At 70.3% G+C, this 17,005-nt stretch carries 18 protein-coding genes; 15 read left to right on the forward strand and 3 right to left on the reverse strand.

All coding sequences use genetic code 11. From position 1 onward, the window contains the following. Positions 1–106: 106 nt before the first annotated feature. From asnB to ACIQI8_RS26830, 3 genes are all read left to right on the forward strand, one after another. Positions 107–1,948 (forward strand): asparagine synthase (glutamine-hydrolyzing), encoded by a 1,842-nt coding sequence (asnB, locus tag ACIQI8_RS26820; protein WP_402355326.1) that lies wholly within the window; start codon positions 107–109, stop codon positions 1,946–1,948. 102 nt (positions 1,949–2,050) lie between these two features. Continuing rightward, positions 2,051–2,461 (forward strand): hypothetical protein, encoded by a 411-nt coding sequence (locus ACIQI8_RS26825; protein WP_402355328.1) that lies wholly within the window; start codon positions 2,051–2,053, stop codon positions 2,459–2,461. A 32-nt stretch (positions 2,462–2,493) separates the two neighbouring features. After that, positions 2,494–2,928: a hypothetical protein gene (locus ACIQI8_RS26830; protein WP_402355330.1), complete on the forward strand. Its 435-nt coding sequence runs from the start codon at positions 2,494–2,496 to the stop codon at positions 2,926–2,928. Between the two features lie 55 nt (positions 2,929–2,983). On the opposite strand, the gene ACIQI8_RS26835 is transcribed toward ACIQI8_RS26830, so the two are convergent. Beyond that, positions 2,984–4,192 (reverse strand): carbohydrate-binding protein, encoded by a 1,209-nt coding sequence (locus ACIQI8_RS26835; protein ID WP_402355332.1) that lies wholly within the window; start codon positions 4,190–4,192, stop codon positions 2,984–2,986. A gap of 331 nt (positions 4,193–4,523) precedes the next feature. Between ACIQI8_RS26835 and ACIQI8_RS26840 the strand changes: the two genes are divergently transcribed. From ACIQI8_RS26840 to ACIQI8_RS26895, 12 genes are all read left to right on the forward strand, one after another. Continuing rightward, the gene (locus tag ACIQI8_RS26840; RefSeq protein WP_402355334.1) at positions 4,524–5,639 is read left to right on the forward strand and encodes a Gfo/Idh/MocA family protein; all 1,116 of its coding nucleotides are present in this window, start codon (positions 4,524–4,526) and stop codon (positions 5,637–5,639) included. After that, positions 5,636–6,559, forward strand: coding sequence for a PmoA family protein (locus ACIQI8_RS26845; RefSeq protein WP_402355336.1), 924 nt, complete (start codon positions 5,636–5,638; stop codon positions 6,557–6,559). The genes ACIQI8_RS26840 and ACIQI8_RS26845 overlap by 4 nt, the downstream gene beginning before the upstream one ends. Continuing rightward, a complete protein-coding gene (locus tag ACIQI8_RS26850) occupies positions 6,553–7,314 on the forward strand; it encodes a cupin (protein ID WP_402355338.1) in 762 nt (253 codons plus the stop codon). The genes ACIQI8_RS26845 and ACIQI8_RS26850 overlap by 7 nt, the downstream gene beginning before the upstream one ends. A gap of 63 nt (positions 7,315–7,377) precedes the next feature. Then, positions 7,378–8,664, forward strand: a complete 1,287-nt coding sequence (locus ACIQI8_RS26855; protein ID WP_402355340.1) for an ABC transporter substrate-binding protein — start codon at positions 7,378–7,380, stop codon at positions 8,662–8,664. Continuing rightward, complete coding sequence (locus ACIQI8_RS26860; RefSeq protein ID WP_402355342.1) at positions 8,661–9,605, forward strand: carbohydrate ABC transporter permease; 945 nt, start codon at positions 8,661–8,663, stop codon at positions 9,603–9,605. The genes ACIQI8_RS26855 and ACIQI8_RS26860 overlap by 4 nt, the downstream gene beginning before the upstream one ends. Further along, positions 9,602–10,474 (forward strand): carbohydrate ABC transporter permease, encoded by an 873-nt coding sequence (locus tag ACIQI8_RS26865; RefSeq protein ID WP_402355344.1) that lies wholly within the window; start codon positions 9,602–9,604, stop codon positions 10,472–10,474. Before ACIQI8_RS26860 ends, ACIQI8_RS26865 begins: the two co-directional genes overlap by 4 nt. After that, positions 10,471–11,070 (forward strand): hypothetical protein, encoded by a 600-nt coding sequence (locus tag ACIQI8_RS26870; protein WP_402355346.1) that lies wholly within the window; start codon positions 10,471–10,473, stop codon positions 11,068–11,070. Before ACIQI8_RS26865 ends, ACIQI8_RS26870 begins: the two co-directional genes overlap by 4 nt. Positions 11,071–11,176: 106 nt before the next feature. Continuing rightward, on the forward strand, positions 11,177–11,629 hold the full coding sequence (locus tag ACIQI8_RS26875; protein WP_402355348.1) for a phospholipase: 453 nt from the start codon (positions 11,177–11,179) through the stop codon (positions 11,627–11,629). A gap of 130 nt (positions 11,630–11,759) precedes the next feature. Beyond that, positions 11,760–11,939: a hypothetical protein gene (locus ACIQI8_RS26880; RefSeq protein ID WP_124004639.1), complete on the forward strand. Its 180-nt coding sequence runs from the start codon at positions 11,760–11,762 to the stop codon at positions 11,937–11,939. A 136-nt stretch (positions 11,940–12,075) separates the two neighbouring features. Beyond that, on the forward strand, positions 12,076–12,870 hold the full coding sequence (locus ACIQI8_RS26885; protein ID WP_402355351.1) for an SDR family NAD(P)-dependent oxidoreductase: 795 nt from the start codon (positions 12,076–12,078) through the stop codon (positions 12,868–12,870). Between the two features lie 229 nt (positions 12,871–13,099). Continuing rightward, positions 13,100–14,950 carry a glycoside hydrolase family 97 catalytic domain-containing protein gene (locus ACIQI8_RS26890; RefSeq protein ID WP_402355353.1) on the forward strand — a complete coding sequence of 617 codons (1,851 nt, stop codon included), beginning with the start codon at positions 13,100–13,102 and terminating at the stop codon, positions 14,948–14,950. A gap of 49 nt (positions 14,951–14,999) precedes the next feature. Then, a complete protein-coding gene (locus ACIQI8_RS26895) occupies positions 15,000–15,572 on the forward strand; it encodes a DinB family protein (RefSeq protein WP_402355355.1) in 573 nt (190 codons plus the stop codon). Between the two features lie 13 nt (positions 15,573–15,585). Here the strand turns inward: ACIQI8_RS26895 and ssuE are convergent, their stop codons facing one another. Both ssuE and ACIQI8_RS26905 read right to left on the reverse strand, forming a co-directional pair. Then, positions 15,586–16,143, reverse strand: a complete 558-nt coding sequence (ssuE, locus tag ACIQI8_RS26900) for an NADPH-dependent FMN reductase (protein ID WP_402355357.1) — start codon at positions 16,141–16,143, stop codon at positions 15,586–15,588. Positions 16,144–16,199: 56 nt separating this feature from the next. Continuing rightward, the gene (locus ACIQI8_RS26905; protein WP_402355359.1) at positions 16,200–16,952 is read right to left on the reverse strand and encodes an alpha/beta hydrolase; all 753 of its coding nucleotides are present in this window, start codon (positions 16,950–16,952) and stop codon (positions 16,200–16,202) included. Positions 16,953–17,005: the final 53 nt, after the last annotated feature.

Genomic DNA, 17,005 nt, shown 5'->3' on the forward strand with positions numbered 1-17,005 from the left:
GCGTATGGATGGTGAATACATCTTGTTTGCTGGTGGGGCGAGATCTCCCGGCGGTAGTCGCAGGTGAGAGCCCGCCCAGTGGCGAACCCGGAGCGGGAGGCAACGTATGTGCGGCATCACCGGATGGATCTCCTTCGACCGCGACCTGCGCACTGAGGCCGCCACATTGGATGCGATGACCGAGACGATGGCCTGCCGCGGCCCCGACGACCGCGGTGCCTGGCTGCGGGGCCCGGCCGCCCTCGGGCACCGCAGGCTCGCGATCATCGACCTCCCCGGCGGCCGGCAGCCGATGAGCGCCGACACCCCGCACGGGAGCGTGGCACTCGTCTACTCGGGGGAGACCTACAACTTCACCGAACTGCGCCACGAACTCACCGGCCGGGGCCACCGGTTCACCACCGACTCCGACACCGAGGTGGTGCTGCGCGGCTACCTCGAATGGGGCGACGGGATCGCGGAACGGCTCAACGGCATGTACGCGTTCGCCCTTTGGGACGGCCGGCAGGACAAGCTGGTGATGATCCGGGACCGCATGGGCATCAAGCCCTTCTACTACTACCCGACCTCCGACGGCGTCCTGTTCGGCTCCGAACCCAAGGCGATCCTCGCCAACCCGCTGGCCCCCGCCCGCGTCACCCTGGACGGGCTGCGCGAGCTGTTCACCATGATCAAGACACCGGGGCACGCCGTCTGGGACGGCATGGCGGAGGTCGAACCCGGCACCGTCGTCACCGTCGACCGCTCGGGCCTGCACCGCCGTGTCTACTGGGAGTTGGAGACCCGGCCCCACACCGACGACCGCGACACCGCCGTCGCCACGGTCCGCACCCTGCTCGACGACATCGTCCGCCGCCAGCTCGTCGCCGACGTGCCCCGCTGCACCCTGCTCTCCGGCGGCCTCGACTCCTCCGCCATGACCGCGATCGCCGCACGTCAACTCGGTGAGCGCGGACAGAAGGTGCGCAGTTTCGCCGTCGACTTCGTCGGCCAGGCGGACCACTTCGTCGCCGACGAACTCCGCGGCACGCCCGACACCCCGTTCGTCCACGACGTGGCCCGCACCGCGCACACCGAGCACCAGGACATCGTCCTGGACGCACAGGCGCTCGCCGACCCCGACATCCGCGCCAAGGTGATCCGGGCCCGTGACCTGCCCGCCGGGATGGGCGACATGGACGCCTCGCTGTACCTGCTGTTCCGCGCCATCCGCGACCAGTCGACCGTCGCCCTGTCAGGGGAGTCCGCCGACGAGGTCTTCGGCGGCTACCTCCAGTTCTTCGACGAGGAGGCCCGGCGCGGCACCACCTTCCCCTGGCTCGTGCGCTTCGGCCGCCACTTCGGCGAGGACGCCGGGGTCCTGCGCCCCGACCTCCTCGCCGCGCTCGACCTGAACGGATACATCGCCGACGGCTACCGCACGGCCGTCGAGGGCATCCAAGGCCTCGACGGCGAGAGCGACTTGGAGTACCGGATGCGGCGGATGTCCCACCTCCACCTCACCCGCTTCGTCCGGATCCTGCTCGACCGCAAGGACCGCGCGAGCATGGCCGTCGGCCTCGAGGTGCGCGTCCCGTTCTGCGACCACCGGCTCGTCGAGTACGTCTACAACGCGCCCTGGGCGCTCAAGTCCTTCGACGGCAGGGAGAAGAGCCTGCTCAGGGAGGCGACCGCGGATGTGCTCCCGCAGTCCGTGTACGACAGGGTCAAGAGCCCGTACCCCTCCACACAGGACCCCAAGTACGCGGCCGCGCTCCAGGACCAGGCCAAGGACCTCCTCGCACAGCCCGCCCACCCGGTCTTCGACCTCGTCGACCGCGACCGCCTGCACCGCGTCGCCCACCGCGACTCGCCCGTCCACACCCAGCCCGAGCGGCGCGGTCTGGAACGCGCCCTCGACCTGGCCCAGTGGCTCGACATGTACCGCCCGGACGTCAGGACGGCCTGAGCCGCACTCCGGTTCCCCGCCCCACCCTGACACTTCACAGGATGTGGTCCTTCCCCTTCGCTGCCAGGGTGGGGCACCGGCGAAGATCGAACGGAGGAGCCGATGTCCACCTCACGACTGCTCACCAAACGGCTGGGAGCCGCGGCCGGTACGGCCGTGCTGCTGGCCGGTGCCGGGCTGCTGGCGGCCACCCCCGCCCAGGCCGCGCCCCGCGCGTGTCCGGGTTCCGGACCGGGCGACCCCGCACGCTGCGCCCAGGTGATCGGCATCAACCCGGGCTCGTCCCTGGTGATGCGCACCGCCCCGCGCTACAGCGCCGGCGCGGTGGCCCGCTGGGGCAACGGCCAGTGGCTGGAACTCGACTGCTGGACCACCGGCGACCCCGACGCGGACGGTCACGGCTACCGCTACTGGATGCTGGTCTCCACCGGCAGCTCCAGCGGCTACGTCAACGACTGGTACCTGGACAGCGGCGGCCCGGCCACCTGGAAGCCCGTCATCCCGCAGTGCTGAACCGGCCGAACCGCGAAAGGAACGAACACCCCGTGAACAGCAAGTCCCAGCGGTCGGTACGGCCGTCGCACCGACCCCGCACCATCGCCGCGGCGGGCGCCGTGCTCGCCGTCGCCGCCACCACCGTGCTGACCGGAGCGGGACCGGCCGGTGCCGCGATCCACCAGTGCAGCATCTCCGGCGACCGGGCCAAGTGCGCCTACGTCACCGGAATCGACGCCGGATCCGCCCTGGTCGTCCGCACCGCCCCGCGCTACAGCGCGTCCCTGTCGCCGGTCTTCGGCCGCTATCACAACGGCGACCAGCTCGGCCTGGACTGCTGGACCACCGGCGACCCGGACGCCGACGGCCACGGCTACCGCTACTGGATGCACGTCGACAACGGCATCGGTGACGGCTACGTCAACGACTGGTACCTGGACACCGGCGGCCCGGCCACCTGGAAGTCCCAGATCCCGCAGTGCTGACGACCTGAACGAACCGTGGGCCCCGGCGTGCCGACCGCCGGGGCCCATCTGTCTGTCAGCAGGCGCCCTCGTCCTGCCAGGGGCCCCACTCGGCGGCGCCGGGTGTCTCGTTCTGGGTCCACCACTTGGCCTTCCAGTTGTGGTGGTTGTAGGAGACCTCGTCGCCCTGCACGTAGACCGAGGCCGAACTCCACGCCGTCTTGCACGCGGTGGGGGTCGGCGTGGGCGTCGGGGTCGGGGTGGTGGTGGGCGGGGTGACTCCGGCGAACCTCACCGAGTACTTCGCGAAGTCCCAGGCGCTCTGCGCCACGCTGGAGCACGTGCCGGACGTGACACCGCCGTTGTCGGGAGTCGCGCACTGGCGGTCCCGGTTGAGGGACCAGAAGGTGAACCGGTCCATGTTGTGCGAGGTCGCGTAGTCCAGCACGGTCTGGAAGTCGTTCTGGGTGAAGTACTCCCCGGTGTCGCTGCGCCCGTTCATGCCGGAGAAGCCCTCATGGGCGTACGCGGTCGCCTGGTCCCAGCCGAACGTGGACTGCAGGATCGAGTTGAAGTTGGTGAGCGCGCTGGTCTGCGAGGCCGCGCCGTTGAAGCCGCCGTCGAAGGGCATGATGGAGAAGTTGTTCGGGGTGAACCCCTGCGACTTGGCCTCCAGCAGCATCTGCTTGCCGAACCAGCCTGTCCCGTCCGCCGTGCCGGCCGTGGTGACGGAGACGTAGAGCCCGGGGTTGTTCTGCTGGAGGATCTTGGCGGCGCCGATCTCGTTGTGGATCGCCGCCGTGTTCTCGTACTCCGGCTCCTCCAGGTCGAAGTCGATGGCGTGCAGGCCGTACTTGGTGATCACCTGCTGGTACGCAGCCGCCGTGGCCGCCGGGTCCGCGCAGGCCTGGCCGAGCTTCGTGCCGCCGTACCCGCCGATGGAGACCGACACGTCGCCGCCCTTGGCGCGGATCGTGTTGACGACCGACTGCACCGCGGTGTCGGAGGAGACCGCGGCCGTACCACCCCAAGTCGGTGAGCAGCCGCCGCCGTTGGGGGCGAGGACGAAGGCGAGCTGGAACGCCTTGAGGCCGGTGGCGTCCATGATGGCCGACGCGTCCGGCGGATTGTTGTCGAGCGGCATCAGATACGGGGCGGCGGCGTACCAGCGGTTGCTGAGCGCGGTCGTCGCGCCCGAGGCGTTGGTTGCGACGAGAGCGGTCGTGGCGGCCGCGACGGTGGTGACCGCGGCGGCCGCGCCCAGACATGCGCGAAGACGTCTCACTCTGTGCCTCCAGTGGGGGAGCGGGGGGAGGTCCCAGGGTGATGAGACTGAGATGACCACGTCAACGGAGTGGCCTAGACCAAACAATTCTTTGGACTAGACCATGCAACTCCTTTACCCGGGGCCTGTTTTGGCGCACCTGGCCCGGCGTCCGGTCCGTGGTCCTGAAAACTCCGTTGCTTGAGTCAAAGTGAGCAAACACCTCCAGATTTTTCAATGTCGCTGCACGGGGGTTGTCCGGACATTAGGTCGGGTCCTAGGGTCACCGTCAGACGCAAGCGCTTTCTGCGCGTCGGTCGCCCCTGTCCGTGGGCCGTCGGAGGAGTACCGCATGACCGCACGCCCCGTCCGCCGCACAGTCGCCGTGGTCGGCACCGGCTCCATCGTCAGTGGCAGCCACCTGCCGACGCTGCGGGCCCACGCCGAGCGCGTGGAGCTGGTCGCCGCCGTCGATGTGGACCAGGGCAGACTCGACGCCTTCCGGGAACTCGCCGGCGACGAGGTCGCCGGCTACACCTCGATGGACGCGATGCTGGACGACGTACACCCCGATCTGGTCCTCATCGGTACCCCGCCCTCCCTGCACCGGGAGCAGACGGTGGCCGCGCTCAAGACGGGCGCCTGGGTGCTGTGCGAGAAGCCGCTGACCTTGTCGCTGGCCGAGTACGACGAGATCGCGGCGGCGGAGGAGGCATCCGGGGCGTACGCCTCCGTGGTCTTCCAGCACCGCTACGGCTCCGGAGCCGTCCACGCGCGCGAGCTGATCGCGAGCGGCGAACTGGGCGCCCCGCGCGTGGCCCACTGTCAGACCACCTGGCACCGCGACGAGGCCTACTACGCCGTGCCCTGGCGCGGGACCTGGGCCAGCGAGGGCGGCGGCCCGACCATGGGCCACGGCATCCACCAGTACGACCTGCTGCTGCACCTGCTCGGCCCGTGGACGGAGATCCGCGCCATGGCGGCCCGCCTGGTCCACGACACCGAGAGCGAGGACGTCTCCACCGCCCTCGTGCGCTTCGAGAACGGCGCCCTGGCCACCGTCGTCAACAGCGTGCTGTCACCCGACGAGGTGAGCCGCATCCGCATCGACTGCGCCGACGCCACCGTCGAACTCACCCACCTGTACGGACACCGCAACGAGGACTGGGTCTACACCCCGGCCCCGCACGTCGCCGCCGAGCGCGTCGCCGCCTGGCGCACCCCCACCGCCGACGTGCCCAGCTCGCACACGGCCCAGCTCGGGGCCCTGCTCGATGCTTACGACAACGGTGTCAGGCCGCCCGGCAGCGGCCCCGACGCCCGTGCCACCCTCGAATTCGCCGCCGCCCTCTACAAGTCCGCGTTCACGGGGAAACCGGTGCACGCGGGCGAGATCGCGCCGGGCGATCCCTACTACCCGGCCATGCACGGCGACCACCCCCACTGGGCCCCCAAGGAGCGCGCATGAGCATCCGCGTCAGCCACGTCCACGGCGACCACATCGCCGTCGCGGCCGCGAACGGCACGGAGATCCTCCGCTATGTCTACCGACCCGACCCCGAGGCCTTCGAGGCCCGCAAGCCGTACGCCCACCCGGTGCGCACCCTCTCCGGGCGCACGGTGACCGGGTACCGGCCCAAGGACCACCGTTGGCACAAGGGCTTCCAGATGACGGCCAGTCACCTCTCCGGCCAGAACTTCTGGGGCGGCAACTGCTATGTCCACGGCGAGGGTTACGTCCCGCAGCCCGAGCGCGTCGGCTCGATGCGGCACGACGGCTTCCCGGAGTTCGCGGTCGACGACGACCGGCTCGCGGTCACCGAGGAGCTCACCTGGGTGGAGAACGGTGGCGCGGAATGGGCGCGGGAAGCACGGGGGTTGGCCGTCCACTCCGTCGACGAGGAAGCGGGTGCCTGGGCCTTCGACTGGTCGATCCGTCTCACCAACATCCGCGACGAGCCCCTCGTCTTCGGCTCCCCGACGACCGAGGGCCGTGAACTGGCCGGCTACACCGGCCTGCAGTGGCGCGGCCCGCGCGACTTCACCGGCGGCACGGTCTTCGGCCCCGACTCCGACGGGGGCGCCGAGAAGTTGATGGGCAGTCAGGGCCCCTGGCTCGCCTACACCACCGATCACGACGACGTCGACGGCCACTCCACGCTCGTCTTCGCGCACGCGCCCGAGAACCTGGACGGGTCCGCGATCCACGAGTCGCACTGGTTCGTGCGTTCCGAGCCGTTCCCGACCGCCGCGTTCTCCTGGGCGTTCTTCGAGGAGTTCGAGCTGCCGCCGGGCGAGTCCTTCGCGTACCGCTACCGCGTCGTCGTCGCGGACGGCGCCTGGGACCACGACGGCGTCGACACCCACCTGAAGGGCCTGTCGTGGTGAACGACCCGAAGCCCACGCTCCCGCATCCCCTGCCCGGCGCGATCGGCCTGTCCCATCTGAGCGCCTACGACTGGGAGGCCGCCGACGGCGTGTGCGGTGGCAGCCCGCATCTGCACATGGTCTGCACTGAGGCGTACGTCGTCACCGGCGGCCGGGGCGCGGTGCAGACGCTGAGCCCCGACGGCTACCGGGACATCCCGCTGGAGGCGGGTTCGGTCGCCTGGTTCACCCCCGGCACCGTGCACCGCATGGTGCAGGGCGGCGATCTGCGGATCACCGTGCTGATGCAGAACAGCGGGCTGCCGGAGGCCGGGGACGCCATCTTCACCTTCCCGCCAAAGGTGCTCGCCGACCCCGAGCGGTACGCGGCCTCGGCCACGCTCCCGCCGGGCACGGGCGAGGACACGGCCGCGGCGGCCCGGCGGCGCCGGGACCTCGCCGTCGAGGGCTATCTCGCCCTGCGTGAGTCCCTCGAAGCCGGCGACAACCGCCCGTACGCCCAATTCCAGCGCGCCGCCGCCCGGTTGGTGCGGGCCAAGGTGCCCGCCTGGCGCGAGCTGTGGCGGGCCGGCGCGCTCGCCACCGCCGAACGCACCGGCGCCCAACTGGACGCCCTCGCCGACGGCGAGCCCGCGTATCTCGACCAGGCGACCGCGTACGAGACCGCGCCCACCCGCCTCGGCGGCTTCGGCATGTGCGGCCGACGCGACGAGTACAACCTGCCCGGGACGACGCTGCCGTACCAGGGCGCATGAACTGACCGGGGGCACGGGGGCCGTGGAATGTGGTCCGAGTAAGAGATGAGGTGACCTCGGTACATGCCCGGACACAGGACAAAGGGGTTCTGCGCAACGGCCGCCGCACTCGCGCTCTGCGCGGTGCTGGCCGGTTGCGGGGGATCCGGGGAATCGGTCGGCGGTGGCGGCAAGGTCGTGCTGCGCTACGCGTGGTGGGGCAACCCCGACCGCGCCGCGCTGACCGACAAGGCCGTCGCCCTGTTCGAGGAACGCCATCCCAACGTGCAGGTGCAGACGTCGTATTCGAGCTACGACGCCTACAAGCAGAAGCTCGCCGTGCAGGCCACGGGCGGTGACGCGCCCGATGTGATGCAGCTCGACTACCGCCAGATCAACCAGTACGCCAACGGTGGCGTCCTGCTCGACCTCGGACAGCAGAAGAACGTCCTGCACACCTCCGAGATCGACGAGGGCCTGCTCGCGACCGGCACCGTGGACGGCACGCAGTACGCGATCCCGCAGGGCCGCGGCACCGAGACCATCGTCTACGACGCCAAGGCCTGGAAGGACTCGGGCGTAGCGCTCCCGCGGAAGGGCTGGACCTGGGACGACTGGGCCGACGACATGCGCGCGCTCGCCGAGAGGACCGGGAAGCCCGGAGCGACCGACCCCGGCTGGAGCGAGGACGCCTTCGAGGTGTGGCTGCGCGGCCAGGGCAAGTCCCTCTACACGAAGGACAACGGGCTCGGCTTCACCGCCGACGACCTCACCACGTGGTGGACCTTCACCGATCGACTCCGGCGCGAGGGCGCGGTGTCGCCCGCCGAACAGACCACCCAGCTCGCCGGGTTCGTCGAGAACACCCCGCTCGCGCGCGGCAAGGCGACCTCCGACAACAACTGGGACGCCCCGGCGGGCGGTTACGTCTCCTTCATCCCGAGCGGGATCGCGCTCGCGCCGATGCCGTCCGGTGAGGACGGCACACCAGGCCAGTACTTCAAGCCGTCGATGTTCATGGGCGTCTCGGCCAACACCGGCCATCCCGAGGAGGCGGCCGAACTCATCGACTTCATGATCAACGACAAGGACGCGGCGAAGATCCTCGGCGCCACCCGTGGCATCCCGGTCAACGAGGCCATCCGCGCGCAGACCGAGTCCCAGCTGAAGGACTTCGACAAGACGATCTCCGACTACCAGGCCTCCGTCGACGGCACCCTCAAGGATCCGCCGCAGGCGCCGCCCGCCGGCGACAACGCCCTGCAGTCCACCTTCCAGCGCGACTACGACCAGGTGTCGTACGAGCGTCTGTCGCCCCGCAAGGCGGCCGAGAACTACATCACCGAGGCGAAGGCGGAGCTGAGGTCATGACCACCACCGAGATCCCCGCCCCGACCGCCCGCCCCAGGCGCGCGGCGACCGCGCCCAAGCGCCGCCCCAAGCGTGAACGCGAGGGCGCCGCCTGGGTGTTCCTGTCCCCGTGGGTCCTCGGCGCGTGCGTCCTCACGCTGCTGCCGATGGCCGTGTCGCTGTACCTGTCCTTCACCGACTACAACCTCTTCGACGCGCCCCGCTGGGTCGGCGTGCGCAACTACACGCAGATGTTCACCGAGGACCCGCGCTACTGGCGCTCGGTCGTGACGACCCTCGAGTACGTCGTCATCGCGGTCCCCCTGCAACTCGCGCTCGCCCTCGTCGTCGCCCTCGCCCTGAAGAACATGAAGACCGGCAAGGCCTTCTACCGGTCCGCGTTCTACGCCCCCTCGCTGCTCGGCGCGTCGATGTCCATCGCGCTCGTCTGGCGGCAGGTCTTCAACGACGGTGGCACGGTGGACAAGCTGTTCGGCAACGGCGGCTGGGTCAACAAGCCCGGCTGGTCGCTGCTGGCCGTGGCCCTGCTGACGGTGTGGCAGTTCGGCGCGCCGATGGTCATCTTCCTCGCCGGGCTGCAGCAGATCCCCGTCGAGCTGTACGAGGCGGCGTCCGTCGACGGGGCGGGGAAATGGCGGCAGTTCGTCTCCATCACGGTGCCGATGCTGTCCCCGGTGCTCTTCTTCAACCTGGTGCTCCAGACCATCCAGGCCTTCCAGGTGTTCACCCCCGCCTTCGCGGTCAGCGGAGGCAAGGGCGGACCGGCCGACTCGACCCTCGTCTACACCCTCTACCTCTACGACCGGGGCTTCGTCGCCTCCCACATGGGCTATGCCTCCGCCATGGCCTGGGTGCTCCTGATCGTCATCGGCGCCGTCACGGCGGTGCTGTTCCGCACCTCGCGGGCCTGGGTCTTCTACGCGTCCGAGGGGGAGCGATGACCGCCGTCTCCACCACCACCGACACCGACCGCAAGCCCGCGCCCTGGGGCCGGATCGCCCTCCATGCGGGCTGCCTGCTGGCCCTGTTGGTGGTGCTGTACCCGCTGGTCTGGCTGCTCGCCAGCTCGCTCAAGCCGGCCAACGAGGTCATCACCAGCCTCGACCTGCTGCCCGGCCACCTGGAGTGGTCCAACTACAAGACCGCCCTGGACGGCGTCAACGACGTCTCCATCTGGCGGCTGCTGTCCAACTCGCTGCTGATCGCGGGCGGCGCGGTGATCGGCAACGTGATCAGCTGCTCGCTTGCCGCCTACGCCTTCGCCCGGCTGCGTTTCCGCTTCCGCGGCCCGCTGTTCGCCTTCATGATCGCCACGATCATGCTGCCGCACCACGCGGTGCTGATCCCGCAGTACATCATCTTCAACCAACTCGGCCTGGTGAACACCTACTGGCCGCTGATCCTGCCCAAGTTCCTCGCCACGGAGGCCTTCTTCGTCTTCCTCATCGTCCAGTTCATGCGTGGGCTGCCCCGCGAACTGGAGGAGGCCGCGCGGATCGACGGCTGCGGACCCTTCCGCAGCTTCTTCCTGATCGTGCTGCCGCTCACCCGGCCGGCGCTGATCACCACGGCGATCTTCACCTTCATCTGGACGTGGAACGACTTCTTCACCCAGCTCATCTATCTCTTCGACCCGGACAAGTTCACGCTCACCCTCGCCCTGAGCTCGTTCGTGGACTCCTCCAGCCAGTCGGCGTTCGGCCCGATGTTCGCGATGTCGGTGATCGCGCTGCTGCCGATCGTGCTGTTCTTCCTCGCCTTCCAGCGCTTCCTGGTGGCGGGCATGGCCAGCTCGGGACTCAAGGGATGAGCGGCCTGCGCACCCGGGAGCCCGGCGAGGTCTTCGGCCCGCGGATGACCCTGTTCGCCGACATGCTGAGCGTCGGCCTGCTCACGGCGGTGCTGTGCCTGCCCCTGGTGACCGTCCCGGCCGCCCTGTCGACCGCGTGCGCGGTCCTGCGCGGCGGAGCGGCGGGCCAACCCGCCACCGCCGGGCGGTACGTGGAGGTGCTACGGCGTCGGCTGCGAGCCGGCGACCTGGCGGCCGGCGGCGTCTTCCTGACCGGCGCCCTGGTGGTGGTCGCGGACCTGGCCCTCGCCGGGGCCGGGCTGCCCGGGGCACCGGTCTTCGCGGTGGTGACCTCGGCGATCGCCGCGGCCGCCCTGGTCGTGGGCCTGCGGGCCTGCGCCAGGCCGGAGTCGCTCACCGACTGGCGGGCCGCTCTGCGCGAGGCGGCCCGGGACGCCGTACGCGACACCGGCGGCAGCGCCCTGGTGCTGCTCGCGGTGGGGGCGGCCGTCGCGAGCGCCTGGATGCTGGTGCCGCTGGCCTTCCTCACGCCCGGACCGCTGGCACTGGCGCTCACGGCCGTCGACGTCCGTTTGGCCGCGATGTCCCAGAATTAATGCCCCATTAAGGGGACTTGAGGTGTGAAAGGAGGCTTGAGGTGCCGATCATCTTGACATGAACCTGCGGCCCGACGGGCGGGCCGCGGTCTCATGGAGGTGTGGAATGCACCGCAGACTCGCCACCGCACTGGGCGCCTCAGCCCTGACTCTCGTCACCGTCGTCGCCACCGCCGCAGCCGCTGAAGCCGCTCCCGCCGACAAGCCCCAGGTCCTGTCGAGCTGGACCCAGACCAGCGCGTCCAGCTACACCCAATGGACCACCGCCCGCGCCAACCAGACCGCCTGGGCCGCCTACGCCTTCGACTGGTCCACGGACTACTGCTCCTCCTCGCCGGACAACCCCTTCGGCTTCCCCTTCGCCACGTCCTGCGCGCGGCACGACTTCGGCTACCGCAACTACAAGGCCGCCGGCGCCTTCGACGCCAACAAGGACCGCCTCGACAGCGCCTTCTACGAAGACCTCAAGCGGGTGTGCGTGAACTACGCCGGCGCGACCAAGACCGCCTGCAACAGCACCGCCTGGACCTACTACCAGGCGGTCAGGGCCTTCGGCTGAGGCACCGTCACGGGTGCCCGCCAGGGTGTCCCGCAGTTCCGCTGGGCAAATGCCCGTGCTTTCGAGGCAGTTGGGGGTACCAGGAGTCCACGTGGGGCGACGACCTCAATCAACGGAAGGGGCGGACATCATGCTGGCCATCATTTCTGCGGTCCTGTTCTTCATCGCTTTCCTGATCAACGCAGCCGACATCTCGACCAACGACACCTTCACCTCGACCAACGTGATGCTGCTCGGGCTCACCGTGCTCGCACTGCACCTGGCCGGAATCGGAAGCGGGTGGTCGGTGCGGGGCCGCAGCCGGCGGTGACGGGAGGGGTGGGCTGTTCCGACAGCCCACCCTGTCCGTATCGGCCCCGGTGGCGGGCTTCCCGCCCTGCCACCAGGCTGGCGGGAAGAGGCACCGGCACGCAGGACGCACAGACGTACGGAGGAACTGGTTCCCCATGCAGATCGACCTGGCGGGACGCACCGCCCTGGTGACGGGCTCGACACAGGGCATCGGCGCGGCGATCGCCGCCGGACTCGCGCGCTCCGGGGCCCGGGTCGGGGTGAACGGCCGCGACGAGAAACGGGTCGCAGAGGCCGTGGCCCGACTGGCGGCGGAGGTGCCCGGAGGCTCCTTCGTGCCCGTGGCCGCCGACGTGGCGAGCGACGAGGGCGCGCAGCGGGCCCTTGAGGCGCTGCCCCAGGTGGACATCCTCGTCAACAACCTCGGCATCTTCGGCTCCGCAGACCCGCTGGAGATCAGCGACGACGAGTGGCGCCGCTACTTCGAGGTGAACGTGCTGGCCGCCGTGCGGCTGACCCGGCTGTACCTGCCGGGCATGACGGAGCGCGGCTGGGGCCGGGTCCTGAACATCGCCAGCGACTCGGCGATCGTCATCCCCGCCGAGATGATCCACTACGGGATGTCCAAGACCGCGCTCCTCGCGGTCGGCCGCGGCTTCGCGAAGCAGGCGGCGGGCACCGGGGTGACGGTGAACTCGGTCATCGCAGGACCCACCCACACGGGCGGTGTGGAGGACTTCGTCTACGAACTCGTCGACCGTGACCTGCCCTGGGACGAGGCCCAGCGCGAGTTCATGCGCAAGCACCGCCCGCAGTCCCTCCTGCAGCGGCTGATCGAGCCCGAGGAGATCGCCCACATGGTCGTCTACCTGAGCTCCGACCAGGCGTCGGCGACGACGGGCGGAGCGCTGCGGGTCGACGGGGGGTACGTCGACTCGATCCTGCCCTGATGGCGAAAGGTCGCATACATCGGAGGAATTGAGCGCCAGGCCTGAATGGCAGCGGCAAGAGTCGTTGACAGGTTCACAGGAGCTGCTTAGGTTCCTCAAGACACCCGATGTATCGACGATCCATCAGGCTTGGGGGACAACGATGACCTCGCAGCCGCGGACGCGTTCGCCGCGCCCGCTCAGATCCGCGGTCGGCGCGTTATGCGCCGCGCTGGCGGCCACACTCTGTATGACGGCGCCCGCCCGGGCCGACCGGAACGCGACACTCGATCACGTCTGGTCCGTGTCCGGCCCCGAACGCACCGCAGCGATCCATGAACCGCACGCGCGGGTGACCCTGGATGACGCCACCGGCGCTCTGACCCTCTCCGTGACCCGTGCCGGCCGAACGGTCATCGAGCCGTCGCCCGTCGGCATCGTCACCGAACAGGCCGACCTCTCCAAGGACTTGAGGTTCCTCCACCGCAAGGACCGCCTGGTGAAGGAGCACTACCGGGCGAAGTCCGGCAAGCGGCTGGACCGCCGCGTCCTGATGAACGAGACGCGCCTGTCGTTCACCACTCCCAGCGGCGCGCGGCTCGACCTCGTGGTCCGCGCCTCCGCCGACGGCGTCGCCTACCGATACGTGCTGCCCGCCGGGCACGGAGACGTCCTCGGCGAGACCTCCGTCTTCAACCTGCCGCCGGACGCGGGTGCCTGGCTCGGCGCCTACCGGGTCGACAACGAGGGCCAGTTCAACCAGTACACCGCCGCGACCGCGCCCACCGGCGACTACTCGGACCAGGCGCTCTTCGCCACCGACGGCGGCTACACCCTGCTCGCCGAGTCCGACCTCACCGGCGCGTACTCCGGTGCCCGGCTCGCCCACACACTGGGCACCGGCACGTACCGCATCAAGCTGGCCGACGACCGGGTCCACACCGACGGCACCCTCGCGACGCCCTGGCGGGCCATGGTCACCGGCGACCTCGCCACCGTCACCCGATCCACCTTCACCGACGACCTCGCGCCCGCTTCCAAGGTCGCCGACACCTCCTGGATCCGCCCCGGCACCGCCCTGTGGACCTGGCTCGCCGGCGGCCGCGAGGCAGGCCAGAGCCTCGCCGCACAGCAGGCCTACGTCGACTACGCGGCCCAACGCCACTGGCCCTACGAGGCAGTTGACGCGGGCTGGTACTTCAAGACGGACGAATGGGACACCACGGACCCCGACTGGCAGACGGACAGCTGGCTGCCCCGGCTCGTCGACTACGCACGCCCCAAGGGCGTCGGAATCATCGTCTGGATCCACCAGCGCGACCTCGACACCCCCGAGGAACGAGCCCAGTGGCTGCCCACTCTGGAGCGCTGGGGCGTCAAGGGCGTGAAGATCGACTTCATGAACTCCGAGGCGCAGCCCATGCTCCAGTGGTACGACGCCATCCTCGCCGAGACGGCCGCCCACCACCTCATGGTCGACTTCCACGGCTCGACGATCCCCAAGGGCATCCAGCGCACCTGGCCGCAGGTCATGACCCTGGAAGGCGTCGGCGGCGAGGAGAAGCGGACGAACACCGCGGCCCACCTCACCACCCTGCCCTTCACCCGCAACGTCATCGGCTCCATGGACTTCACCCCCGGCGGCTTCCAACGCGTCGGCCAGCGCCCCAACTCCGACGCGGCCGAGGTAGGGCTCACCGTCGCCTACGAGTCCGGCCTCCAGATGCTCGCCGGCACCCCGGAGTCGTACGACACCCGGCCGCTCGCCCGCGACTTCCTCGACCAGCTCCCCGCCGCCTGGGACGACACCCGGCTGCTGGCCGGACAACCCGGCCAGGAGGCCGTCCTCGCCCGTCGCAGCGGCAGCAGATGGTTCCTGGGCGGGGTGTACGCCGGAGCCGCTCGCACGGCACAGGTGCCGCTGACCATCGGCCCGGGACGCTGGCTGGTGGAGACGATCCGGGACGGCGCCGACGGGCTCGTCCAGGAGCGGCGGGTGCTGCGAGGGGGCGACGCGCTGAGCGTCGACGTCGTCGCCAACGGCGGCTTCGCCGGTATCGCCTGCCGCCTGCGTCCCGGTCTCACCACCTGCGACCGCTAGGCGAACGGCACCGAAACTCACTGGCGGGCCCGTGCCACGACGGACGACCATGGCCCGCATGAGTGACCAACCCGCACGCTGGACCCAGGCCACCGTCTACCCCGACATGTGGGCGAACCCGGACGACGACCCCCGCAACAACGAGGGCCCCGCTCCGGACGGCGAACTCGCCACCATCACGGACGTCCTGACGAACTACCGCATGACCCTGCGGATGAAGTGCGAGGGCCTGGACGCCGAGCAGCTGGCCCGTCGGTCGGTTCCGCCGTCGACGATGTCACTGCTCGGCCTGGTCCGGCACCTCGCCGAGGTGGAACGCGACTGGCGCAACTGGATCACCGACGGCGACCCGCTGCCGAAGCTGTACGGCAAGCGGGACGCGGACTTCGACGAAGCCGTCGGCGAACAGGCCGTGGTCGACGCGGCGTTCGCTGATCTGGAGCGCGAACAGGCCGCGACCGACGCCTTGTTGGCCGAGCACGAGGAGGACCTGGGCGAGCGTCTGGGGAAGGACGCGATCGCGGTTCGGGAGCTGCTGGTGCACCGGATCGACGAGTACGCCCGGCACTGCGGGCACGCGGACCTGCTGCGCGAGTGCGTCGACGGACGGGTGGGTCAGTAGGCCGCCGGGCACCTCACCCCGTGGCCTTGAGCACGGTCGTACGGCCTCCCATCGCGGCGGAGAACAGGTCCGTCACCTGCTCCAGCGCCGTGGCCGCGGCGGGCGCGATCGTCGGGGTGCCGTCGTCGCCGACCGTGATGTCCTTGTCGAGGGTGAACCACCCCGGCACGATGTGCGCGGCGCCCATCGAGCTCAGCACCGGGCGCAGCGCGTAGTCGATGGCCAGGACGTGGGCCGTGCTGCCCCCCGTAGCCAGGGGCAGCACGGTCTTGCCGGTCAGCGCGTACTGCGGGAGCAGGTCCAGCAGCGACTTCAGCAGGCCCGAGTACGCGGCCTTGTAGACGGGCGTGCCGATCACCACGCCGTCGGCCTGCTCGAACAGGGCCGTGGCCGCGGTGATCGCCGGATGCCCGAAGTCGGCGCCCAGCAACGCCTGTGCGGGAAGGGTGCGCACCTCCAGCGGGGTCACGTCATGGCCCTGGAGGCGGAGCCGGTCATCCAGGTGACGCAGCAATCGCGTGGTGCGGGAGGTGGGGGAGGGGCTGCCGGAGACGGACAGGATCGAGGCCATGAGGGGACCTTCCGGGGTCGGGGTTCAGACGGCGTGCCGAGCGGGCGGGCGGACGGTCACCAGGCGCTCGACCGCACGGTGATCAGCGGCCGCAGTTCGTTGCGCAGGGTCTCCAGGAAGGTGACGACCTCGCCGGCCGCCGAGCGGTGCTGGAGGTCGTTGAGGACGTCGTGATGCGCGCCGTGGACGACCGAAAGACGGGCCCGCGGCAGGGACTTGGCCGTGTGGGCGAGCGCTTCCTGATCGGCCAGGGGGTCGGCGTCGCCGACGAGGAGCAGTGCGGGGACGTCGGCCTCGACGTCGTAGGCGGCGGCCAGCACCGCTTCCGGGATCGCGTCGTCCAGCGAGCCGCGCCGGACCTCGGGGTCCTGGGTGAGGGTGCCCCGGTGGGCGGGGCAGGAGGTGCGGACGTCGAGCTCCTCGTCCCAGGTGCCGGCGGCGGGGGTTCCGGGGGTTCGGCCGGGAAGCCCGGCGAGCACCACGGCATCGGGCCGGCTGTCGGGTGCCCGGTCGAGCAGCGCGGCGATCGCGGCGGCGCCCGAGTCGGCTCCGACCAGGACGAGCGGCCGTGCGACTCCGTCCTCGGGAGCCGTCGCCTCGGCGGCCTCGGTGAGGCGGGCAGCGAGGTCGGTGAGGTCCTCGGCGTCCAGGTCGGGGGCGTCGATCACCCGGACCCGGTAGGCGTCGGCGGCGAGCCGCCTGCCGAAGCGGGCGTAGGTCGCCCGGGTCTCGCCACGGCCGGGCACCACGATGACCGTGCCTCGGACGCGGAGGCCTTCGGGGCCGAAGTGGTCGCTGTACTGGGTCATCGGTGTTCTCCTTCGTGGATGCCCCGGCCTTCAGGCCGGGGAGGAAACGAAGT

Source organism: Streptomyces sp. NPDC092369, assembly GCF_044755245.1.
Taxonomy (GTDB): domain Bacteria; phylum Actinomycetota; class Actinomycetes; order Streptomycetales; family Streptomycetaceae; genus Streptomyces.